The organism is Rickettsiella endosymbiont of Dermanyssus gallinae (assembly GCF_019285595.1).
In the GTDB taxonomy this organism is placed as follows: domain Bacteria; phylum Pseudomonadota; class Gammaproteobacteria; order Diplorickettsiales; family Diplorickettsiaceae; genus Rickettsiella_B.
In genome coordinates this window covers 1135248-1159363 of record NZ_CP079094.1, presented here as the reverse complement: position 1 = coordinate 1159363, position 24116 = coordinate 1135248, and the positions used below count along the sequence as shown (strand labels likewise).

At 39.0% G+C, this 24116-nt stretch carries 22 protein-coding genes; 14 read left to right on the top strand and 8 right to left on the bottom strand.

The window, feature by feature from the left end; translation table 11 throughout:
* Positions 1–48 precede the first annotated feature (48 nt).
* From KX723_RS05825 to lysS, 9 genes are all read left to right on the top strand, one after another.
* Positions 49–648, top strand: a complete 600-nt coding sequence (locus KX723_RS05825) for an NADH-quinone oxidoreductase subunit J (RefSeq protein ID WP_246562429.1) — start codon at positions 49–51, stop codon at positions 646–648.
* Entirely contained in the window at positions 645–950 is a 306-nt protein-coding gene (gene nuoK / locus KX723_RS05820) for an NADH-quinone oxidoreductase subunit NuoK (protein WP_218813472.1), read from the top strand. Before KX723_RS05825 ends, nuoK begins: the two co-directional genes overlap by 4 nt.
* A gap of 6 nt (positions 951–956) precedes the next feature.
* A complete protein-coding gene (gene nuoL / locus KX723_RS05815) occupies positions 957–2897 on the top strand; it encodes an NADH-quinone oxidoreductase subunit L (RefSeq protein ID WP_218813471.1) in 1941 nt (646 codons plus the stop codon).
* A gap of 21 nt (positions 2898–2918) precedes the next feature.
* Positions 2919–4472, top strand: coding sequence for a complex I subunit 4 family protein (locus KX723_RS05810; RefSeq protein WP_218813470.1), 1554 nt, complete (start codon positions 2919–2921; stop codon positions 4470–4472).
* Positions 4469–5938 carry an NADH-quinone oxidoreductase subunit NuoN gene (nuoN, locus tag KX723_RS05805; RefSeq protein WP_246562428.1) on the top strand — a complete coding sequence of 490 codons (1470 nt, stop codon included), beginning with the start codon at positions 4469–4471 and terminating at the stop codon, positions 5936–5938. Before KX723_RS05810 ends, nuoN begins: the two co-directional genes overlap by 4 nt.
* 28 nt (positions 5939–5966) lie before the next feature.
* On the top strand, positions 5967–6539 hold the full coding sequence (locus KX723_RS05800; RefSeq protein ID WP_218813469.1) for a BON domain-containing protein: 573 nt from the start codon (positions 5967–5969) through the stop codon (positions 6537–6539).
* A 64-nt stretch (positions 6540–6603) separates the two neighbouring features.
* On the top strand, positions 6604–7788 hold the full coding sequence (locus KX723_RS05795; RefSeq protein WP_218813468.1) for a DesA family fatty acid desaturase: 1185 nt from the start codon (positions 6604–6606) through the stop codon (positions 7786–7788).
* Between the two features lie 125 nt (positions 7789–7913).
* A protein-coding gene (gene prfB, locus KX723_RS05790) for a peptide chain release factor 2 (RefSeq protein WP_246562427.1) occupies positions 7914–9012 on the top strand; the annotation gives its coding sequence in 2 pieces (ribosomal slippage) (positions 7914–7988 and positions 7990–9012; 1098 coding nt in all).
* 158 nt (positions 9013–9170) lie between these two features.
* Positions 9171–10676, top strand: a complete 1506-nt coding sequence (gene lysS / locus KX723_RS05785; protein WP_218813467.1) for a lysine--tRNA ligase — start codon at positions 9171–9173, stop codon at positions 10674–10676.
* Here the strand turns inward: lysS and KX723_RS05780 are convergent.
* On the bottom strand, positions 10653–11435 hold the full coding sequence (locus KX723_RS05780) for an ankyrin repeat domain-containing protein (protein ID WP_218813466.1): 783 nt from the start codon (positions 11433–11435) through the stop codon (positions 10653–10655). The two genes, lysS and KX723_RS05780, sit on opposite strands and share 24 nt — an antisense overlap.
* Before the next feature lie 177 nt (positions 11436–11612).
* Between KX723_RS05780 and KX723_RS05775 the strand changes: the two genes are divergently transcribed.
* From KX723_RS05775 to KX723_RS05765, 3 genes are read left to right on the top strand one after another with little or no spacing between them, the layout of a single operon-like run.
* The gene (locus KX723_RS05775) at positions 11613–14942 is read left to right on the top strand and encodes a hypothetical protein (protein WP_218813465.1); all 3330 of its coding nucleotides are present in this window, start codon (positions 11613–11615) and stop codon (positions 14940–14942) included.
* 49 nt (positions 14943–14991) lie between these two features.
* Positions 14992–15450: a hypothetical protein gene (locus KX723_RS05770; protein WP_218813464.1), complete on the top strand. Its 459-nt coding sequence runs from the start codon at positions 14992–14994 to the stop codon at positions 15448–15450.
* Between the two features lie 39 nt (positions 15451–15489).
* On the top strand, positions 15490–16020 hold the full coding sequence (locus KX723_RS05765; protein ID WP_218813463.1) for a hypothetical protein: 531 nt from the start codon (positions 15490–15492) through the stop codon (positions 16018–16020).
* Between the two features lie 252 nt (positions 16021–16272).
* Here the strand turns inward: KX723_RS05765 and KX723_RS05760 are convergent, their stop codons facing one another.
* Complete coding sequence (locus KX723_RS05760; protein WP_218813323.1) at positions 16273–16443, bottom strand: hypothetical protein; 171 nt, start codon at positions 16441–16443, stop codon at positions 16273–16275.
* A 146-nt stretch (positions 16444–16589) separates the two neighbouring features.
* On the opposite strand from KX723_RS05760, the gene KX723_RS05755 reads away from it, so the two are divergent.
* Together KX723_RS05755 and KX723_RS05750 are read left to right on the top strand one after the other, a co-directional pair.
* Positions 16590–18050: a hypothetical protein gene (locus KX723_RS05755; RefSeq protein WP_218813462.1), complete on the top strand. Its 1461-nt coding sequence runs from the start codon at positions 16590–16592 to the stop codon at positions 18048–18050.
* A gap of 37 nt (positions 18051–18087) precedes the next feature.
* Positions 18088–18753, top strand: a complete 666-nt coding sequence (locus KX723_RS05750; RefSeq protein ID WP_218813461.1) for a DUF2179 domain-containing protein — start codon at positions 18088–18090, stop codon at positions 18751–18753.
* An 18-nt stretch (positions 18754–18771) separates the two neighbouring features.
* Here the strand turns inward: KX723_RS05750 and KX723_RS05745 are convergent, their stop codons facing one another.
* The 6 genes from KX723_RS05745 to KX723_RS05720 form a co-directional block, all read right to left on the bottom strand.
* Positions 18772–20100, bottom strand: coding sequence for an NCS2 family permease (locus tag KX723_RS05745; RefSeq protein ID WP_218813460.1), 1329 nt, complete (start codon positions 20098–20100; stop codon positions 18772–18774).
* Between the two features lie 266 nt (positions 20101–20366).
* Positions 20367–20519 (bottom strand): 50S ribosomal protein L33, encoded by a 153-nt coding sequence (gene rpmG / locus KX723_RS05740; protein ID WP_126322774.1) that lies wholly within the window; start codon positions 20517–20519, stop codon positions 20367–20369.
* A gap of 19 nt (positions 20520–20538) precedes the next feature.
* Complete coding sequence (rpmB, locus tag KX723_RS05735; protein ID WP_218814967.1) at positions 20539–20775, bottom strand: 50S ribosomal protein L28; 237 nt, start codon at positions 20773–20775, stop codon at positions 20539–20541.
* A gap of 147 nt (positions 20776–20922) precedes the next feature.
* Entirely contained in the window at positions 20923–21597 is a 675-nt protein-coding gene (gene radC, locus KX723_RS05730) for a RadC family protein (protein WP_218813459.1), read from the bottom strand.
* 112 nt (positions 21598–21709) lie between these two features.
* A complete protein-coding gene (locus tag KX723_RS05725; RefSeq protein WP_246562426.1) occupies positions 21710–22150 on the bottom strand; it encodes an EVE domain-containing protein in 441 nt (146 codons plus the stop codon).
* 14 nt (positions 22151–22164) lie between these two features.
* Positions 22165–23913 (bottom strand): proline--tRNA ligase, encoded by a 1749-nt coding sequence (locus KX723_RS05720; protein ID WP_218813458.1) that lies wholly within the window; start codon positions 23911–23913, stop codon positions 22165–22167.
* Positions 23914–24116: the final 203 nt, after the last annotated feature.

Sequence of the window (24116 nt, the reverse complement as noted above, 5' to 3'; positions counted from 1 at the left end):
CTTAGATTGCCGCGCGCTGATCGCGTTCGCAATGACGAGAATAAGATTATGATAATTCCGATTCAACAATGTGCTTTCTTTTTATTTGCAGCGGTGTTAATTGCGGCGGCATTCATGACCGTGATTGCGCGTAATCCAGTACGATCGGCTTTATTTTTAGTCTTAGCTTTCTTTGCCGCCTCGGCTTTATGGATTTTATTAGAGGCTGAATTTTTAGGCTTAGTGTTAATTTTAGTTTATGTAGGCGCGGTCATGACATTGTTCTTATTTGTCATCATGATGTTAAATATTGACACGACTGAAAAACAGCGTGGTCTTGTTAGCTATCTTCCTTATGCGGTGATTACCGTCGCTGTATTACTCGCGATTCTTATTTACGCGTTGTTCCCGGTTTCTAGCTCCCACACCTTAATCCCGCAAGCCGCTGATGTGAGTAATACACAGGCATTAGGTAATATTCTGTATACAGAATATGCTTATCCCTTTGAAATTGTCGGTGTTTTATTATTAGTGGCTATTATTGCCAGTATTGCATTAAGTGTGAAGGAAAAGCGCTTTAATAAAACTATACCGCCTGAAAAACAGTTCAACGTAAATCCTGCAGATAGGGTGCGCATTATTAAAATGGAGCCAAATAAAAAAAGATGATTCCACTGAATTATTATTTAATACTGGGCGCTATTATTTTTAGCTTAGGCTTATTGGGCTTGGTGATTAATCGAAAAAACGTGCTGATTTTGTTGATGTGTGTAGAGTTATTACTCTTAGCGGTTAATATGAATTTTGTTGCCTTTTCGCATTATTTTCAGGATTTAGCCGGTCAGATTTTTGTATTTTTTATTTTAGCCGTTGCCGCCGTGGAAGCGGCCATCGGTTTAGCTATTTTAATTGTTTTATTCCGTAGCCGGCATAGTATTGAAATCGATGCCTTAAATCGCTTGAAGGGTTAGCGAAACATGAATGTTCAACTATTAAATGTTCTACTCGTTTTATTTCCCCTGTTTGGTGCGTTGGTAGCGGGTTTAGGCGGTAAAAGGATTAGTAACCAGGTAGCGCATACGGTCACTATTTTTGGTGTTGCCGTTGCTTTTGCTATATCGCTTTATTTCGCCTACCTCTTGTTTATGCTGCACATTGGTGTTCAAGATCATAATCTTTATATTTGGGATTTAACCGGGCGGTTTCGTTTTAATATCGGTTTTCTAGTCGATCCCTTAACCGGCGTTATGTTCCTGATTGTGACCTTTGTTTCTTTGCTGGTACATATTTATAGTATTGCCTATATGGCCGGTGACCCAGGTTATAAGCGCTTTTTTAGCTATATGTCGGCATTTACCTTTGCGATGTTAATGCTGGTGAGTGCGAATAATTTTCTGCAACTTTATTTCGGTTGGGAAGCGGTTGGTTTAGTTTCTTATTTGTTAATTGGATTTTGGTTTAAGAAAGAATCAGCAAATGCCGGTAGTTTAAAGGCCTTTTTGGTAAACCGAATCGGTGATTTTGGGTTTTTACTCGGCATTGCATTACTGTTTAATTATTTTGGACGTTTAGATTATCTGGCGGTATTTCATGCAGCACCTGCTTTACAACACACGACCTTAAGTATTTTCCCTGGCACGCAATGTTTGGTAATTACCTTAATTTGTTTCTTGTTATTTATTGGTGCGATGGGTAAATCGGCTCAGATGCCTTTACATGTGTGGTTACCTGAATCCATGGAAGGTCCAACGCCTATTTCAGCCTTAATCCATGCGGCCACCATGGTAACAGCGGGGGTTTATTTGGTTGCGCGCCTTTCGCCGCTGTATGAATATTCCACGACCGTGTTAAATGTTATTTTGGCGTTAGGCGCTTCAACCGCCTTATTTATGGGTCTGATCGCGATTGTGCAAAATGACATTAAGCGCGTGATTGCTTATTCCACGCTGTCACAATTAGGTTACATGATGGTGGCCTTAGGTGCTTCTGCTTATGCGGCCGGTATTTTTCATTTAGTCACACACGCCTTCTTTAAAGCCTTATTATTTTTAGCCGCTGGTTCCGTCATTCTTGCTATGCACCACGAACAAGATATGCGAAAAATGGGTGGTTTACGTAAATTTATGCCGATTACCTACGGCACCTTTTTAATAGGCGCATTAGCTTTAGCGGCTGTACCACCTTTTGCGGGATATTATTCAAAAGACGCTATCATTGAAGCGGTGCATTTATCACATTTATCTGCGGCACCGTATGCTTACTACTGTGTGCTATTCGGCGCATTTGTGACTGCGCTTTATACTTTCCGTGCCTTTTTTATGGTTTTTCATACCAACGAACGCTTTAGCGAAGAACAACGAAAACATATACATGAATCGCCTGGTGTGGTGAAAATTGCGTTGATTGCCTTAGCGATTCCTTCACTGATAGCCGGTTATTTACTGGCAGGTCTGTTTTTAAAGGCACATGGATTTTTAAGTGCTACTTTGTTTGTGTTACCTGAACATACACAACATATTCCATTAGAACCGTTTGCAATGAAAGCGTTTATTGTTGATCATTTAGCGCTGCTGTTTGCTTTAGTCGGTATTGCTATCGCATGGCTATGTTATAGTCGCTTTCCTGCTTTACCCGATAAGGTGAAAAAACATTCGTTATGGCTTTATCAGCTGCTGGTGCGCAAATATGGGTTTGATGAGTTTAATCAAACCGTGTTTGCAGATGGTGGACGTCGTTTAGCTAAATTATTTTTTAGAGGGGATGCCAATTTATTAGATCATTATCTAGTGAATGGGGCAGGGAGACGTATTAGTTGGTTATCTGGTGTGTTGCGGCAATTACAATCAGGATATCTTTATCAATATAGCTGGGTGATGGTCGCAGGCATCGTGATATTTTTATTAATTTTTGCATTATAAATTTATTTTAACCGTGTAAGCATGTTTACAACTTTAATCGAATATTTTCATAGTTTATTCCAACACCATTTATTAAGCTTGTTGATTTGGCTGCCTATTCTTGGTGCGGTCAGTGTGGTTGCGGTTAAGGGTGATGCGTATCCTAATCGTGCGCGAGTAGTCGCTTTAATAACGTCATTGGTTTCCATTGCTTTATGCATACCACTTTATTTAGGATTTGATCCTGCATTGAGCAGTATGCAATTTCAAGAAAATGTGCCGTGGATTACTGCTTTTAATGTTAATTATGCCTTAGGTGTGGATGGTATTTCCTTACCGCTGATTTTGTTAACTGTTTTTACGACCTTGCTGGTTGTTCTGGCGGCTTGGCGCAGTATTGAATTGCGTGTTGCGCAATACATGGCGGCTTTTTTAATCATGCAATCCATGATGGTGGGTACCTTTGCAGCAACCGATTCGATTTTATTTTATGTGTTTTGGGAAGCGATGCTGATACCGATGTATCTGAGCATTGGTGTGTGGGGAAGTGCTAATCGTTCTTACGCCTCGATTAAGTTTTTCTTATATACCTTTTTTGGATCCGCCTTGATGCTGATCGCCTTACTGTATTTAGGTTTCAAAAATCCGGCGCATGATTTTTATATTGCTGGTTTTTATCCGCTTAAATTGACCATGACTGAACAAATATGGATCTTCCTGGCTTTTTTAATTGCGTTTGCCGTCAAAATTCCCATGTGGCCGTTGCATACTTGGCTTCCTGATGCACATACCGAAGCACCAGCGGGTGGTTCTGTGGTATTAGCGGCATTAATGTTAAAACTCGGTGGTTATGGTTTCTTGCGCTTTAGTTTACCGATTGCCCCCGATGCCAGTCATTATCTTGATATGCTGATGATCGTGCTGGCGTTGATTGCCATTGGTTACATCGGCATTGTTGCCTTAGCGCAAGTCGATATGAAGCGTTTAATTGCCTATTCCTCGATTGCACATATGGGTTTTGTCGTATTGGGTTGTTTTATGGTGTTTGTCATCATGAAGCAGAGTCAAAACACCTCGATGGCGTATATGAGTTTAGAAGGTGCGATGGTGCAGATGATTTCACATGCCTTTAGTTCCGGCGCCATGTTTTTGGCGGTGGGTATGTTAGCGCATCGTTTCCATAGTCGGCTGATTAAAGATTACGGTGGCTTAGCGTTTCGTATGCCGCTATTAACCGCCTTTTTTCTATTGTTCGCGATGTCGAATGTGGGGCTTCCGGGTACCTCCGGCTTTGTAGGTGAGTTTATGATTATTATGAGTGCTATGCAGGCCAGTTTTTGGATTACGGTGACTGCGGCAACGACTTTAATTCTCAGTGCTGCTTACACCTTATATATGTATAAGCGGGTATTTTTAGGCGAAGTGACTAATCCTTTAATAGAGACAGGTACGGATATTCACGGCTTTGAAAAATTAGTTTTTATTTTATTAGCGTTCGCCATTATTTTTATTGGCGTCTACCCATCGCCATTATTAACCATGATGCATACTTCTATAGACTCAATTTTGCAGTTGAGTTTGCAAACTAAATTATGATGATGCTAACACTTACAACACTCTTAAACTTTCCTGCATTGCCTGAAATTGCTTTATTAGCAATGATTTGTATCGTTCTGCTCATAGAGCTTTTTGTTAAACAAAAGCAGAGCGACGTGACTTATATGGCCACCCAGTTAACGTTATTGGTGACTTTATTTTTAGTTTTCCGTGCACATACCATACCATCGCAAGTTATTTTTAATCAGCATTTCATTTGGGATTCCGTTGCGTATGTCATTAAATTCAGCTTATTGATTCTGAGTATTTTTTCTTTTATTTATGTGCATGATTCTATTAAGAAAAAGCCCATTAACCCGGGTGAATTCTATTTGCTGGGTTTATTTTCTATTCTAGGTATGCTGATTTTAACCTCAGCGAATAGTTTGTTAACACTTTACTTGGGCTTGGAGCTTTTATCTTTCCCACTTTATGCCTTAGTTGCTTTACAACGTGGTTGTTCCAATAGTGCAGAAGCGGCGATGAAATATTTTATTTTAGGCGCCTTAGCCTCCGGTTTATTTTTATACGGTCTTTCGCTGATTTATGGTTCTACCCATTCGCTGATTATTCCTGCGATTAACCAAGCATTATTGAATAGTGTGCAATCGCCGATTATTTTAGCGGTAGGTCTTATTTTCATTGTGGCGGGTATAGCCTTTAAATTAGGGGCGGTTCCTTTTCAATTATGGGTACCTGATGTTTATCAAGGTGCGCCGACAGCCGTAACGCTCTTTGTGGGTGCGGCGCCTAAAGTAGCGGGTTTGGCGATGGCAATACGGCTACTGGTCGATGCATTGCCTACGCTGCATATGCAGTGGCAACCGCTATTGGCGATTATTGCGCTTTTCTCGTTTGGTCTAGGCAATCTGGTCGCTATTGTGCAAACCAATCTCAAGCGGATGTTGGCCTATTCGGCGATCGCGCATATAGGCTATACCTTATTAGGCTTAGTGGCGGGCAGTGCGTTTGGCTATGCCATGAGCTTATTTTATGTGATCATGTATGGATTAATGGCCGTAGCCGCCTTCGGCATCCTGATTGTCGTCAGCAAGTCGGGTAAAGAGGTTGAGAATGTGAACGATTTGCGAGGCTTGAATGCCCGTAGCCCATGGCTGGCCTTTTTAATGCTGATTATCATGTTTTCTATGGCCGGTATTCCGCCTACAGCAGGCTTTTTCGCCAAGATGGGTATATTGCAAGCCCTGATAGAGGCCCATCAGCTGTGGCTGGCCACATTAGCCATCATTTTTGCCATTATCGGGTCTTATTACTACCTTTATGTGGTAAAAGTCATGTATTTTGAGGAGCCAGAGCCCACCTTACCCACCATGCAAATTGCACAGGATACCTACCTTGCGCTCAGCATTAATGCTATACTACTACTCATTTTTGGCTTATTTCCCAGCCAGTTGATATGGCTGACAAAAGCATCATTTATGACGATTACTCACCCCGTTTTTTAAGACGGTTATTTAGAGGTTAGGAAGCTTAATGAAAAAGATTTTTCTTATTTTGACCCTATCACTGGCTTTGCAAGGCTGTGTTGCGGGTGCTTTTGTGGCTGGTGGCGCTGCAACAGGGGGCTTGGTCTCTGATCCGCGCCCTATTGGTGTGATTAAAAGTGATGAGGAAATCAATTATAAGTCGAATAAGAAATTGGCTAATGATGCGACGTTATCATCAGAAACCCACATATCCTCGGTTAGTTATAACCAGGTGGTGTTGTTAACGGGTCAAGCCTACGACGAGGAATTAAAGTCTAAAGCAGAAGAATACGCGAAATCAACACCGGGTGTTAAGCGGGTATTTAATAAAATTACCGTCGGTATCCCTACGACCGCATTGCAACGTACCAAAGATGTTGGTATTACATCGGCCGTTAAAATGAAAATGTTTGCGAATAGAGAGTTAAAGTCGAATCATTTTAAGATAGTGACTGAGAATGGTGTTGTATACATTCTAGGTGTCTCTACTCCCAAGCAAGCTGACCTGGCCGCATTAATTGCCAGAAAATCAGCGGGTGTTAAACAGGTTGTTAAGTTAATAGAATATAAAGAAGAGTAAAAATTTAAATAAAAAATTTGGATTAGCTAAAAATGCTGAATCCAGCTTATAAAGAGGTTAGCGCATGTTATTCGGTTTATTAAATTTATCATTTTGGGGTTATGTAATAGCCTTATTAATACTAACGCATATTACGATTATTGGCGTGACGGTTTATCTACATCGTTCACAAGCCCATCGTTCATTGGATTTACATCCGGTACTGAGTCATTTTTTCCGTTTTTGGATGTGGTTAACCACCGGTATGGAAACCAAAGAATGGGTTGCTATTCACCGTAAGCATCATGCTAAGTGTGAAACAGAAGAAGATCCACATAGTCCCCAAGTCAAAGGGATTAAAAAAGTATTTTTCGAAGGTGCTGAACTTTATCGTGAAGAATCGAAAAATATGGACACCATGGAACGTTATGGTCAAGGTACGCCGGATGATTGGATGGAACGTAATGTTTACAGTAAACATAGTGTGATGGGTATCGTCAGCATGTTTATTATAGACGTGGTTTTATTTGGTATTCCGGGTGTGACTATTTGGGCTTTACAAATGTTATGGATTCCTTTGTTTGCCGCGGGTGTTGTGAATGGTATAGGCCATTACTGGGGTTATCGTAATTTTGAATGTCCGGATGCGGCACGTAATCTTTTACCCTTAGGTGCTTTTATTGGTGGCGAAGAGCTGCATAATAATCATCACACCTTTCCTACGTCAGCTAAATTATCCGTTAAGCCTTGGGAGTTCGATTTAGGTTGGGCTTATATTCGTTTATTTCAAGCCTTAAAACTGGCTAAAGTTAAACGTGTTTCTCCGCAACTTAAAGAAACACCGGGTAAACGGCAGGTTGATTTAGATACCTTAGCGGCGTTGATTACCAACCGCTTTCAAGTGATGGCGCGCTATAGTAAAGAAGTGCTTTTACCTGTTTTAGAAGAAGAAACAGAAAAAGCGAGTACTACCATGAGCAAAGCCTTATTGAAACGCGCTAAGATCTCACTCATTCGTACGGAATCATTGTTAAATGATGAACGTAAACAGCAGCTGGCTGATATCATTAAGAAACATGATATGTTGGCTTTGGTGTATCAATATCGGCTTAGATTGCAAGATATTTGGTGCCGTACCACCGCTACACAGCGCGAATTATTAGAAGCGTTGCAGGAATGGTGCAAGCAAGCAGAAGCAACGGGTATTTGTGTGCTGAGGAAATTTGCTGCGAATCTTGCCGGGATTTCAACCCATAAAAAGTTAAGCTAGTATTTTGTCATTGTGATTGCCACTCTTTGCTCGTGGCAATTTAGACAGAATTAGACAGGTTTATATAAAGAAATGATATAATTGGATTGCCGTGCGCCTACGGCGCTCGCAATGATGAGATTAGTATGTTTGAAACAGCACCTATTACTCAAAAAATTAAAGACTTAGAAAGTCGAAGTATCGAATTACGGAGGTACCTTTGACTATCCTACCAAGCTTGAACAACTCCAAGAGTTAGAGCAGGAATTACAGAATCCCACCGTTTGGAATAATCCTGAAAAGGCACAAACCTTAGGCAAGGAGCGCGCCCAGCTACAGCAAATCGTCGATACCTTCCAGTACTTAGAGCAATCTTTAGCCGATGTAAGCGGCTTGCTTGAATTAGCCATCAGCGAAGAAGACCCTGATCTTTTAGCGTCTATTTCTCAGGACTTGAAAGAAGTTGAATCTAAGCTAGAAAAATTAGAGTTCAGACGAATGTTTCCGCGCCCCTTAGATAGCCATTCAGCGTATTTAGAAATACAATCAGGTTCAGGCGGTACTGAGGCTCAAGATTGGGCGGAAATGTTATTGCGTATGTATCTGCGTTGGGGTGAGCACAATAATTTTAAAGTGGATTTAATGGAAGTATCACCCGGAGAAGTTGCTGGAATAAAAAGTGCGACGGTTAAATTTGAAGGCGAATATGCTTACGGTTGGCTACGTACCGAAACAGGTGTACATCGTTTAGTACGTCTTTCGCCGTTTGATGCAAATAAACGTCGTCATACCTCTTTTGCGGCGGTTTTTGTCTCGCCTGAAGTGGATGACACCATTGATATTCAAATCAATCCAGCGGATTTACGTATCGATACCTATAGAGCCAGCGGTGCGGGAGGGCAGCACGTGAATCGTACCGATTCGGCGGTGCGTATCACGCATATTCCCAGTGGTGTGGTGGTGCAATCGCAAAGCGATCGTTCACAACATAAAAACCGTGATCAGGCAATGAAGCAATTACGTGCTAAATTGTACGAATTAGAGCAGAGAAAACGGGCTGAGGAAAAGCAGTCACAAGAATCGCTGAAACGGGATATTGGTTGGGGAAGCCAAATACGTAGTTATGTATTAGATGATGCACGGGTGAAGGATCTTCGTACCGACGTTGAAACAGGCAATACGCAGTCGGTTTTAAATGGCAATATTAATTTGTTTTTGATAGCGAGTTTAAAAGCCGGGTTGTAAGGGCAGGGAAAGAAGTTAAAAAGTATTTAGTCCGTCATTGCGAGCGCAAAGCGCGCGGCAATCCAGTGAAAAGGCTAGTTTTGCCCTGGATGGCCACGGCTGTAACGAGGTTCCAGCCTCGCCATGACGGTAGTTAGTTAAATTTGGAAACATTAAAGATGAAAGAAGAAATTTTAACGACGAATAGTAGCGATGATTTATTTGCGCAGCGCAGAGCAAAGCTAGGTGAATGGCGTGAAACAGGTCATGCGTATCCGAATGATTTTCGCCGTGATAGTTTGGCTGCCGATTTATTGGCGCAATATGGCCAAGAAGAAGCAGAATCACTGCTGAAAAAAAATAAATCCGTCTCTATTGCAGGGAGACTGATACGGCATCGTTCTTCATTTTTAGATATTCAAGATATGTCGGGAAAAATCCAAGTCTATCTGAATAAAAAGAAATTATCGACCGAATTATGGGACATGACTGAAAAATTAGATTTAGGCGATATTATTGGTGTAGAAGGCGTTTTATTCAAAACAAAAACAAATCAATTATCCGTTAACGTAGAAAAATTAACCTTACTTTGCAAATCCTTAAGACCTCTGCCGGATAAATTTCATGGTCTTTCTGATTCCGATAAAGAGCAGCGTTATAGACAACGTTATTTAGACCTGATTACCAATGAAGAAACACGAAAAACCTTTCAAATTCGTTCACAATTAATTCAGGGTATTCGTCAGTTTTTAAATAAAGAGGGTTATATCGAAGTTGAAACGCCGATGATGCATTTATTGCCAGGTGGTGCATTGGCTAGACCTTTTGCTACGCATCACAATGCCTTAGATATGGAATTGTTTTTACGTGTTGCGCCAGAATTACACTTGAAACGTTTAGTGGTAGGCGGTATTGAAAAGGTTTATGAAATTAATCGTAATTTCCGTAATGAAGGGCTTTCAACACGGCATAATCCAGAATTTACCATGCTGGAATTTTACCAAGCCTATGCGGACTACCATGATCTCATGGATTTAACGGAGGCGATGTTAGGTCAATTAGCGCAAGATATTTTAGGCAGTCCTTTATTAAGCTATCAAGAAAAAACCTATGATTTAGCTAAACCGTTTAGACGGCTGAGTGTGTTAGACGCTATTCTGGAATTTAATACACACGGTAATAGAAAGGATTTAACAGAACTTTCTTCCTTAAAAAAAATAGCAGAAAAACTTAAAATCAATCCTGAAATTATCGCCACTAATTCAATTGGGAAATTACAATTTGCGATCTTTGAAGAAACCGTCGAGCAAAATTTGCTAGAGCCTACTTTTATCACGGAATATCCAATTGCTGTTTCACCACTCGCGCGTAGAAATGATAAAAACCCTGAAATAGCAGATCGATTTGAATTGTATATTGCTGGCCGTGAATTAGCGAATGGCTTTTCAGAGTTAAATGATCCGGAGGATCAAGCGGCACGTTTTAAAGAACAAAGTTTAGCAAAAGCACAAGGCGATCATGAGGCGATGGCCTATGATGAAGATTATATCACCGCCTTGGAGTATGGATTACCGCCCACCGCTGGGGAGGGCATTGGTATCGATCGTTTAGCGATGTTGTTTACCGATTCATTATCCATTCGCGATGTAATTTTATTTCCATTAATGCGTCCGGAAAACGAATGAGGAAACTCGGTTCCAAACAGATGTTGTGTATGAAACTTCTTTAAAAAAGATAGATTTTGTTACGCTTTTTAGGTCTTCGCGATCTAATTTTTTTAATATTTCTTCCCAACATTCTGCGGGTAATAATTTAGGTCCTCTATTGTAGCTAACAAGCGAATTAAATGCGGTATCTAACTGTTTAGCTCTAGCAAGCCCTTTTTGGAAATTAGCTAGAATTTTATCGCCAAAACAAGGGTATTGCTCCTTAAAGTTCGGTTCTGCTAATAGCTGTTTTAATGCTTCATTCCGAGACATGGTAGCTAATTTATTGACATCTTTTTCTTTATAAAGTGTCCATAAGGAGAAAGTACTAAACATTACTTTATGTAATACTTCCATTTCCTGCTCAATTTTTATTTTGCAATTATCCCACAATAAAAATTCATTTTCTTTGCTGCAGTAGTCATGTTTATCGGTATCACTGTTTTTTAATAAAACAGCGATGGTAAGCCGCTCTACTATTTCAATCATATCGCGCATATGCGCCTCACCTACATTTTCTATCCTGATGCTCTGAGGATAACGCAAATGACGCAAGCGTAAGATCGCCCAAATCAGCGGTTTGCTTATATTTGAGCCATCGGTATTAATATTAACGCCGCTTGCTATGAACTCTTTAATTTTTTTTAAATTAACGTATTCAATCGCTATAAGTAATTGCGCTTCATTATTTAAATTGGGTTGGTTTATGATTTTTTTATAAAAGAAATAATGATTCATATATTATTAGTTAGATGGATATTATTTAATTGAGTTTTATATGTATTTAAATTAATATGTTTTACCACATTTTGTGTTATATTTAAAGATTAAAAACTTTCTGATATGCATCATTATTTTTTCATCAGTAGTTTTTAAAAAAATAAGCAAAATAGCTGCATAAAGGAAACTATTCATATGGCTGACGTGATGACCGATTATTCATTAGGGCAGGATTTTAATAGTAAGTTCCAGTTGATAGGTAAATTAAATAAAGAATTAATCGTTATTTCTCAGTTGATTGAAAGCTTAAAGAGTTCAAAAATAAAGAGTGATAAGGATAAGAAAAAGGAATTTTCTGATAGAAAAAAGCTAAAGCTAGATGAATTACAGCGTTTGGGTCGGGATGTAGGATGCATCACTGCGCTTGGCGGGATGACTGATATCTGCTCAGCAGGTCTTATTGTTATTGCTGACTTTTTTTTGATTTACACGCAACAATGTTCAGGTGGGAGTAGCGATAGGAGTAATTTTATAACATTATATGATCAAATAATGCTTTTGATGGAGAGCAAGGAGGATGTAAAACAACTTAGAGGTGAAAATCAAATTTTAGGTTTTTTAAATAATATAGGCTTAAGCGAGTCTGACTATAAACCGGCTTTAGAAAAATGGTTAGATGCGTTTTTTGAGAGTGATAGTTTAATCGATAAAACGGCAGCTGGTTCTGTGTATATAATGAATAGAATATACGATAGATTTTTTTATTTAGGTAATACTAACTTTAATGTTTCTTTAACCAATATTCGTGGTGAGATAGAAAAAATTATGAACCGTGATATGTCAGTATTACTGACGGAAGATTATCAATGGTTTGGATTCTATATTTTTGTTTTCTATAAAGTGCTGGATAGATTTTTAAGGCCATTAAGCCAATTTAAAGATATTGATGAGTTTATGAGTGCTGTACATTTAAAAAACGCTGAAAATGCAAATGAGATCAATATCATGGATACACTCAAAGCATTTGCCGGTCAAGTAACTACTTTACAAGAAGAATCAAATAATATTCTGCAGGATATTCCGCATAAAGTTAGTTATGCAAATGGATTAAAATTTTTGCAAGAAGTGAGTAAGGATTCTGAGGCTTTTATAGAATCGCTGTCTGATTTTGTGCTTGATTCAGCTTGGATCAAAAGACAGCTATCTTTCTTGAGTGTATCTGAGCAAAATATAATAAGCTTGCTTGATATGATTAGGCAAAAAGTCTTGTTGAAGGAGAAATCCAGCTTAGTTAGCCGGGATGATTTTATGTCGACTGAATGGTGTAAGCTTTATCTTAGTTATTATTATAACGCGATTGAAGAAAGCATCAATTCACCTTATGCTTTTGAAGGAACAGTTGATGAAACGAGAGATCTACAGGTTTTTTTAGATTATTTGTCCTGTGATAAGTTACATAAAGTCATCAGTGTCACTTTATCTCGGTTATTTTTGGCTATGCAACAAATAGCTGATTTAAAGAATTCATTATCCTGTTTTAAAGTTCATTTATTAGTGGAAAAAATTCCCTATTTAGAAGAGCAGTTTTTAAATTTTCTGGGCGAAAAAGAAAAAGAATTAGCAATGATTGACGATAAAAATAAATTATTTGAGGATAGCTTTTTATTTTTTAATCAAATTAACGATACGATTCCTTTACTTTGTTTTCTTAGCGTAGAAAAAATAAATGTAATACACAAACTACAAGAGAAGTGGAAAAATAACTGTGATGTATTAGAAAAAGAACGCATTAATGATAAACAAGCATCATCTAAAAATCCTAACCCTGAAATGGGGGTTCTGCCATTTTCTGAGCCTATACAAAAACCTATTTTATTAGCTGAATATTTGCCTGGCCTGAAGTCACGGCTTCAAGAATTGGGCGCCAATACTTTAATCGCTTTGGCTTGTATAGAAGAACGTGTACACGATTATAAGAAGACAAATAAAAATAATAAATTGATCGATCGATTTAAATCGGCGTCGGGTCAGGTTTATGCCGCGGTATGGTATTTAAAAAAATTTTTGAATATCGAATCAGAGATAACAATGACGGCATTGCTGACAAAAATAATAGAACGGGTAGAGACAGAGGATGAAAAAGATCAAAGCGGCCTAGATATAGATCTTTTAAAAAACGACATAGCGCGTTGTTCAGAATCCGTTCAATTGATGCTAGATAAGGTAAAAGAATTAAAGGATAAGCTGATTAAGCTGCAGCAAGAAAAAGAAGTTTTAATGCTTGGAAGAACAGATGAAAAATTTTCTTTTTCTACGATTAAAAAAATGGCAAAAATAGTGGAAAGCTATAAAAAATTGAAGGATCAATTTTGGTTTTTATACGATTTCATGCGAATACTTTCAGTGAATGATCAATTGCAACGCGAGAATCTAGAATTAACATCATTTTATGAATTGCATGATGATTTAAATGTATTTGAAAAAACTTATCGTACCTTAGATAACCACCGGCATTTACTTTGCCATATTGCATATTCGGCAGAAATAGTTACAGAGAAAGTGCTGGAATCAGCGATAAAACAAGATGAGCCGGTAGCAGAAGAAAAACAGCAAAAGAATCCAGAGGAAAATACTTTAGAAATTGAATTGTTACATGAAACATCTGTTTGTCATGACGTTAAACAACTCTTGAATGAGGGCTTTGAAGATTGGAGAAATCAAGTTGGCATTGAAGTAGCTCAAGTGACAAGCGCCATTATGAATGCTTCAGATGAGCTTTTAGAGCGCCTTTATCCTTTGTTTGTAAGAATTTTGCAGCACTATCAACAAAAAATAGAGGCTAAACAATCTGAATGCTTAGAAAAATTATTGTGCGTAGAGAAGGTTCAATTATATTGCGAACAGACTTATTTTGAGATTAGTCGATGGCTTAACTATATGGATTGCCGTCTTTATTATTTTTCCAATGCTTGTACAGCAGGTAGTGCGACGGCGGAAGGAAATAATAGGCAGTATTTGTTTTTCCAAACTAACTATGGTGCAAAGGATAGTGTAGATAAGGTCAATATGGCTGATTATTTAGTGGCAGCTATGAATATGAATGATATTGAAAAGCAAATAGCGGCCGAAGAAAAAAAACTTTTTAATCATAGTCAATCTTTTATAAAACCTTTATGTCAAAACGATAGTGTTTATGCCGATGGCTTTGAAGGGCTTGATAAGAGGATCTTTGAAGCAAGTGAGCAAATGTTTAAGGTATCACAATTAAAAATACGTCTTGGGTTTGAAAAAGAAAAGAAGCAAATCGTGTTTGAACAACTGGCTAAGAAAATGGATGAACAATCCTTAAAAAGCTTTATTAAACGTGTTGACTCGCGTGTAAGTGTTGAGTTTGCTGCTACTTCCATGATTACTTATTTATCAGCGGTCACTTCAGCTTTCTATCTACTGCCTATCGCATTGGTACCGGTGGTTGATAGTGACTATTCCTCGCATGCATATCAATTTATGAGTACACCACCGTAAAAAATATAAGCGCAATATGTGATAGCATTCTATTTTTTAAGGATACTGCATGATTGATAAAAATAATAAATATTCTTTACGTAAAGACATTAATAAAAAGACTTTGGTGTCGTTTGATTTAAATAGAGAATTAGAAGTTATTAGAAAGTTGATGCATGTATTTAGTCAGGATGAAAAAAGTGAAAAAATAGACGCGTTAATTCAAAGAGAAAGCACGATACGAGATAGACAAAAAACGCTTAAACATGCGATGGCCGATATGAGCTTTTTTGAAAAAATAATTTCATATTGCTCATCTGGTATTTATTTAGCATCTATTATTCATGCTTCTGTTGAAAACAATAATTTCAACAAATATGCTCTCGTTGCAGTATATGAAAAAATTATCTCGCTTGTAACAAAAGAAAGTAGTAATTGTCAATCATTTATTGACGCTAAATTTTTGCAGTTTTTTGAGAACACTGCGCTAGATTATACGGGCGGTTATGAGCCTGTCTTACAAAGGTAGATTCAGGTTTTTTATGAAGATAATAGTTTCGTCAGTGAAATGCCATTTAATTTCTTATTTGTATCTGAAAAATTTTTTAATCAGTTTAACACTTTACGCAAAAATAAATTTGATGTTGATTTGGACAAGGTTAATAACTATGTATCAAATATAATTAAGGGTAGTTCATTTAAATTAAAAGAATCTAATGAAACTTATTCTTTATTCGGGTTATATATTTTTACTGTCTATAGGGTGATAAATAGGTTTTTAAAGCAGTGCGGCCAGTTTTCTGATAGCGATGCGTTTATGCTCGTTATTCAAGACCAAATATCTAATACCGTTGATGTCGATATTTGGCATCATTTTAGTGAGCTGTCTGAAGGGATGATTAATTTAAGTAAAAGACACAGCGATCTTGTGGATACATCGCAAGAAGAAATTAGTTTTATTCATAGATTAATTTCATTACAAAACATAAAAAATGATGCTGAAAGCCTACTAAAAAAATTAGAATGGAATGCATCCGATTCACCTTTTATGTTGCGCCAACAATCAAGATTTGGGTTTTCTAAAAAAAAATATAGATAGCTTATTTTACGTGGTTAGTTGTGCTCTTTTACGTAGCCATTCAGAACGATGGGATTTAAAGGAAGTTAACTATTTATAGTCAGATAATGATAATTTATCTTATGAACAGTGTATTAATCACCTTAATTATTTTCGTGAGGAGTTAAATAAAAGCAAATCATATCTCTCTGTTGATGAACAAGTGAGTCGCTATGCTCCCGAAGAATTTCGGCTATCGTGCCCCCGAAATTCGTTCGCATGACGCGACTGAAATTAGGCCGCGATACGTCCTGCGTCCGGCACGCACTCACTCCTTCGGAGTTCATGCCCGTGCCTCCCACAAATGACTTTACGGCGTGATGCGTTTCCTGCTTCGCCCGTCAACGCACGCCTATCGCGGGCTCTTCGACTTCGCATTGCTTTCACAATGCTTTCCTGTCTCATCGATAGCCAAACGAAACCCAGAGATTAAAATTTTTTTTGATTATATGTCTTATGCTGCATTACCTCAAAGGCTCAAGCTGAAATTGGTATTGACTTTTTATTTTGTTCAGAAAATGGCTAATTTTATACTATTGTTACATGAGTTCATGCGGCACCTGCGAAAGGAAGTAGTCGTTATAGAAAAATCTTTAGTTGAGACTATGGTTGAAAAGGCAAAAACACTGCAGACTATGCAGAATAACGAGATGTTATTTAATGAAGTTTTATTATTTATACATGTAATGACGGATGCTATTCCTTTTCTTTCTAAAGATAATAAAGAAACAATAATTCTGTTGAGAAATGATTGGAATCAACGGTATTGTAATTTAGAAAAAGAAAATTTACCCAATAACATTAATAAAATTAACTCTACGCGTTTAGAAATAAGAGAAGAAGCATTGCTGCTATCTAAACCATTAGAAAAATCTAATTTTTTTGATAATCATCTTCCTCAACTTAGGGAACGACTGCAAGAGTTGTCTATTAATTTGCATAATATAGCAAAATATAAGGGTAGTTATAGAGAAAAAAAGAAGGGCGAGCAATTTAAATCTGCCTTAGGCCAAATCTATGCTGCTATTTTTGATTTGAAAAAATGGTTCAATTGCCCATCTGATTTTTCTGTAGAGCAAACCTTGGAAAAAATCAATCATCAGCTAGAAATAGCTACTCAAGAAAATAAATCTGATTTAAACATTGAGATATTAAAAGAAGATATCCAAGCTTGTTTTAAATCTATCCAGCTAGTTAAAGGTATTTTAAATAAATTGGTAGATAGGCTAGTTGAATTAAAAAAGAAAAAAGATGCTATAAATTTGAAAGACATAGAAAGTTTATCGCCACGCCTATTAATAAAAATAAAAGCTATAGTGAAGAATTACCATGCTCAGAAAGGTGAATTTTTATTTTTATACGATTTAATAAAGTTAATTTTTGTAAATGACTGGGAGAAGTATGCGTATTCAGAAAATTTTACACTACCATTTCTTCTTGAAGATCTAGGGGCATTTGAGAGTATTTATCTTGCGCTAAACCAAAACCGCCATTTTCTTCCCCGTGTTAAAACAGCGGCGGAAACAGAAAAAAATGTGCCCGATGCTTCAGAAATACAGGAACTGAATATTAATGAGTCCTCGAAGGTAGAAAGATCAACTCACTGCCAAGAGGCTGAAAAAAGTGCTGATGTTGAATTGAACAAGGGGACGGAGGATAGTACGTTTGAAGATTGGAAATATAAAGTAGAGGGTAATTTACGTAGCCTAGAAAAGGCAATTACTAATGCTTCAGATGAGCTTTTAGTCCGTGTATCTTCTTTATTTTATAATATTTTACAGTGTTTTGTACGAGAAATAGAGTTAAAACGGTCTGAGTTAATAAATGAGAATGATCAGCCGATGAGACAGGAAAGCATTGTGAAAGCAATGCGAAGTCGAAGAGCCCGCGATAGGCGTGCGTTGACGGGCGAAGCAGGAAACGCATCACGCCGTAAAGTCATTTGTGGGAGGCACGGGCATGAACTCCGAAGGAGTGAGTGCGTGCCGGACGCAGGACGTATCGCGGCCTAATTTCAGTCGCGTCATGCGAACGAATTTCGGGGACACGATGGCCGAAATTCTTCGGGAGCATAGCGACTCACTTGGTTATTGTTCGGAAATTCGGTTTAAAGCTTATTACTATCTTGACTATATTTTGTGTCGTTGTCATAACTTTAATTATCATCAACCATTAGGTCCTATGGCACAAGCATGTAACGCTTCTCCCTTGCTGTTGCAAAATAACTATGATGTAGCTGATGATGCTGATAAAGCTGAATTGGCGGATTATTTAATCGTTGCTATGAATATCAATTCTATTGAACAGCAAATCCTGTTTGAAGAAGAAAGGCTTTTTAATCACAGTCAATCGTTTATAAAACCTTTATGTCAAAATGATAGTGTTTATACCGATAGTTTTACAGGACTTGATAAGAGAGTCTCTGAAGCGAATGAACAAATATTCAAGGTATCGCAATTAAAAATACGCCTTGGGTTTGAAAAAGAAAAGAGGCAAATCGTATTCGTACAACTTGCTAAGAAAATGGATAAGCAGTCTTTAAAACGTTTTATTAAACGTGTTGATCCTCGTGCAAATTTTGAGTTTGTTTCTAGTTCCACAGTTGTTTATTTGCCGGTAATCACTTCAGCTAATTTCTATCAACTACCTAGCGCATCGGTGGTTGATAGTGGCTATTCCTCGCATGCACATAGTTTTGGGAGTACACCATCGTGAAAAATAAAATTAAATAGCTCAACCGCCGGCATAGAATATCACTAAAGCAACAGCAATTAGGACGGTGCCTACATTCAACTTGCGCCACTCACCTGCGCATATTCGCCCTATTACTAAAGCGCTAAAGCCCAGCATAATGCCGGTCACGATATTACAGGTTAATACGATAAAGACCGCACATAATAATCCGGATACCGCATCTATAAAATCAGCAAAGTTAAGTTGGGAAACGTTACTTAACATTAATAATCCAACGTACATTAATGCGGGTGCCGTCGCATAAGCAGGGACTAAATAGGATAGCGGTGAAATAAATAGGGTTAATAGGAATAAGAGTCCTACCACGGTGGCGGTCAAGCCTGTTTTTCCACCGGCGGCTGTTCCAGCGGCCGACTCAATATAAACAGCGGCGGGTGATGCACCGACCAGACTGGCGAAAATACTGCTGATGGAATCCGAAGTTAAGGCTTTAGCCTCATTGTGAATCTGATTATCTTCGCGCAGTAAGTTTGCTTGACCAGCGACTGCACGAATGGTTCCCGTTGCATCGAATATAGCGGTCATGACGAGGGCTAAGACACTAGGTAATATGGCGGGATGCATGGCGCCCATAATATCCAAATTGAAAAATAGCGAGTGACCTTTTGCATCATGAAGGTGAGGCAGTGCAAAGAGCCCCTGGTATTTAACATGCGGATCGAAAATTAAGCCAATGATCGAAATAGCAACGATGACCAATAAAATGCCACCAGGGAAGCGTCTTTTTTCCAGTCCAAAGATGACCGCAAGTCCTAGTAATGACATGATTGCCGGGAATGAGGTGAAGGCACCTAAGGTGATAGGCAAGCCTTGGAGTGGGTTTTTAATGACTAAACCGACGTTGTTAGCCGCAATTAATAATAGAAATAAGCCTATACCAATCCCTGTACCGCGCGCTACGCCCATGGGTAAATTACGCAAAATCCAAGCGCGAATGCCGGTAATAGAAATAATGGTAAATAATATCCCCATCAAAAATACAGCGCCTAATGTGACAGGAATACTAATATGCTGTGTTAAAACAATACTGAAGGTGGTAAATGCGGTGAGGGAAACAGCACAGCCAATGGCCATCGGTAAATTAGCCCACAGTCCCATCAACAGAGAGCCAAATCCTGCCACTAAACAGGTTGCAACAAAGGCGGTTTCGGGCGAAAACCCGGCTTGTTTCAGCATGCCGGGTATCACAATCACAGAATAAAGCATTGCCAGGAAAATGGTCAGTCCTGCGACGAGCTCTTGTCGGATACTGCTGCCACGTTCACTGATCTTGAAAAATACTTCAAATAGGTTTTTCTGCTTCATCATGGTGTTTTTCCTCTATTATGAACAGAAACGGCAAGGTATAAATCATGTAAAAACAAACGCCCGCATAAAGCGGGCGTTGTAATAAAGTTGCTGTGCATGACGGATTGAGACGTCAACACATATACTCTTTGCACTAGAATTTTCGGCGGCATTCCCGCTCAACTCGCCATCCTCATGTATCATCTATACACTCCGGTGGCTTCATTTTCGCGGCGCCTTGCCGAAAATCCCATTGCTGTGAGTATAGTAGGGTCGTTGATTAATATTTACTTTATTTTAGCTTCTTCAAAAAGTTCATGTTTACGTGTGATTGGATCATACTTTCTAAACTTTAACTTTTCAGGTTTTGTCTTCTTATTTTTATCGGTCGTGTAATAGTAAGCACTGGCCGTTGATTTTAATTTGACTTTATCACGCATAATAATTGCTCCGTATTACTTAAATTTTTTCGCCGCGATCACGCAGTTCGGAAATGATTTTCTCAATGCCTTTCTTTTCAATAATACGCAAGCCATGGGCGCTGACCCGTAACTTGATAAAACGTTTTTCAGCGGCAACCCAGAGGCGATGCGTTTGCAGGTTGGGTAAGAAACGGCGCTTGGTTTTTCGATTTGAGTGAGAGACGTTATGTCCCACCATGGGGTTTTTACCCGTTATTTGACAGACCCTGGCCACATTAGCCTCCAAAAGGATATATAAAATTTGTTAACTAAACATACACGAAATTAGGAGGGTTTTATACCAAAAATGCACCAAACTGTCAAAATTTCTTATGCCACGACACCACGCGTTTTAGCGCTACAATGATGTTAACGGGTGTATTTACAGTAAACCTCGGCTGGCAAAGGAGGTTATTTGTCCCTCGCCGATGATGATATGGTCCAGCAAACGTACATCAATGGCTGACAAAATGGACTTTATTTCTTGTGTAATCCGCTTGTCGGCTTCGCTAGGCTCGGCTATTCCAGAGGGATGGTTATGGGCCAAAATCACCGCGGCCGCATTGGTTTGATAGACCTGTCGGACCAGCTCACGAGGGTAGACGGCGGCTTCGTTGATACTGCCATGAAAAAGCTCTTTAAACGTTATAAAGCGGTGCCGATTATCCAGAAATAAACAGCTAAAGACTTCATAAGGGTAGGAGCGTAGTTTTGAGCTTAAATAACGTTGTACATCTTGGGGGCTATTCATGGCGTCGGTGCGCTCTATATTTTCCCTCAGGCAGCGTGTCGCCAGCTCTTTTGCCGCCTGTATTTGGACATATTTGGCAAAGCCTAAACCGGGGGTTGTTGAGAACTCATCCAGGCTGGCGGCAATTACTTGGCGTAGCGTGCCAAATCGACTGATTAAGTCTCGGCTAATATCGAGGGCTGTCTTTCCTTGGGCGCCGGTACGAAGTAATACGGCCAATAATTCAGCATCGGATAATGCCGCGGCTCCCTGAGCTAATAGTTTTTCACGGGGACGTTCTGTCTGGGGCCAATCCATGATAGACATTGTTTTTTTCCATAATTAAGGGCGTCGTTCTGCCCTGAGGACAGGATCTAAAGAGTCTTTTTTAAAGAATAATTATCGATGGTTTTAATGGTTTTTTCAACGGCGCTGCCGCTTACACGAGCTGCATGATTGTTTTCCATTCTTCTGCCGTAATGGGCATAACAGAAAGGCGATTACCCTTTTGTAGTAACCGCATAGACGCGAGAGACGCTTGCTTTTTTAATGTTTCTAAGTGAAGCGTTGCCGCAAGTTTTTTTATAAATTTTACATCCACACAAACCCACTGCGGTTTATCAGGTTTGCTTTTGGGATCATAATGATGATGGGATGGATCGAAGGCTGTTTTATCAGCATAAGCCGAGTTTACTATCTTTACAATACCGACGATACCAGGGTTTGGACAACTGGAATGATAAAAAAAAGCTAGATCGTTGATTCGCATAGCTTGTAAAAAATTTCGTGCTTGATAGTTACGCACGCCATCCCACGGTTCTATTTGTTGAGGTCTTTTTTCAAGATCATCAATGCTAAAACTAGTGGGCTCCGATTTCATTAACCAGTAATGAATCATTTTATACACGTCGCGTTTGAATTTTCAGCGGCGTTCCCGTTCCTTAACGCTTGTTCTAGGAATGCAGAAATTTCATCCATTGGAATCGATTTTTCGGTTTCTTCTTTTCGGTTTTTATACTTAATTAAACCATTTTGTAACTCGGTTTCTTTAATCACTAATCGATGCGGAATGCCTATTAAATCCATATCGGCAAATAAGGAGCCGGGTCTTTCATTTCGATCATCCAGCAAGGCTTCAATGTTTTGCGCGCTCAATTGTTTGTAGAGTAAATCAGCACATTGTTTAACAGATTCGGAGCGGTGATAACCAATGGGAATAATGGCAACTTGGAAAGGCGCCATATTGATTGGCCAGAGAATACCACGATCATCATGGTGTTGTTCAATCGCAGCACCGACGATTCGCGATACACCTATGCCATAGCAACCCATTTCTAAAGGGATCGATGTCCCATCTTCAAGGGTGGTGCGGGCATTCATGGCAAGACTATATTTGTTACCGAGTTGGAAAATATGTCCTACCTCGATACCCCGCTCCATTTTTAAATGTCCTTTTCCATCAGGACTTAAATCGCCTACGACGACTTCACGTAAATCGGCTACTTTAGGCAACGGACAATCTCGCTGCCAATTAACATGTTTAAAATGAAAATCTTTTTCGTTTGCGCCGCAAATGAAATCGGCCATGACAGCCGCTGATTGATCCACGATTAACGGAATAGATAAACCGATAGGGCCTATATAGCCCACAGGCGCACCTACTAATTGCTGAATTTCGGTTTCTTCTGCCAATTGTAAGGGGTGTAAAATCTCAGGTAGCTTGGCTAATTTAGTGGGATTTAATTCATGATCGCCACGTAGTACCAACGCAATTAAAGGTTGTTCTTTGCCTTTGACAATCAATAATTTGACACAGTCTTTTGCTTCAACCTTGAGGTAGTTACTGAACGCAGCAATTGTTTTTTGTCCGGGTGTTTCCACTTTTTCCATCTTGGCCGAAGGGGTAGGACGTGCTTCCAAATCAACAAAACTGGTTGCTAATTCGGCATTAGCCGCGTAGTCACTGCTGTCACTATAAAATATTTTATCTTCACCGGTATCGGCTAACACCTGAAATTCCTGAGATTGGCTGCCGCCGATATTGCCAGTATCGGCTAATACGGCACGAAATTTTAATCCTAAGGATGTAAAAATTCGTGTGTAGGCTTCGTACATGGCTTCGTAGGTTTTAGTTAAGGAGTCTTTATCTCTGTGAAAAGAATAAGCATCTTTCATGAGAAATTCTCTAGCGCGCATCACGCCAAAACGAGGCCGTATTTCATCACGAAATTTGGTTTGTATTTGATAAAAAGTCAGCGGTAGTTGTTTATAGCTACGTACTTCATGACGTAGTAGGGAAGTGATAACTTCTTCGTGGGTGGGGCCAAAACAAAAAAGACGCTTATGGCGATCCGTAATACGTAACAATTCAGGTCCATACGCTTGCCAACGTTGGGACTCTTCCCATAGTTCAGCGGGTTGAAGGTTAGGCATGAGGATTTCTTGTGCACCGATACGATTCATTTCCTGGCGAACAATGGCTTCAACTTTACGCAGAACACGCAACCCTAAGGGTAGCCAGGTGTAAATACCGGAGGCTAATTTTCGGATCATGCCGGCTCGTAACATTAGCTGATGGCTAATGACTTCTGCATCAGCAGGCGTTTCTTTGAGAGTAGGAAAGTAGAGCTGGCTACAGCGCATAATTGTTTTGCCTAGGTTAATGAGGGAAGTACGGTGTTTTTATATATTTATCAAAATAATGGTTCTCATTGTAAATCCAATCACGATAAAAAAATAGATTTTATTTGTTGCTTTCGGTACGAGGTGTTGTTTTAGCAACTTTATTTATACGTTTCGTATTAATTTTACTTTAATTTTTCTGGGTTAATATTGAAATCTTTTGC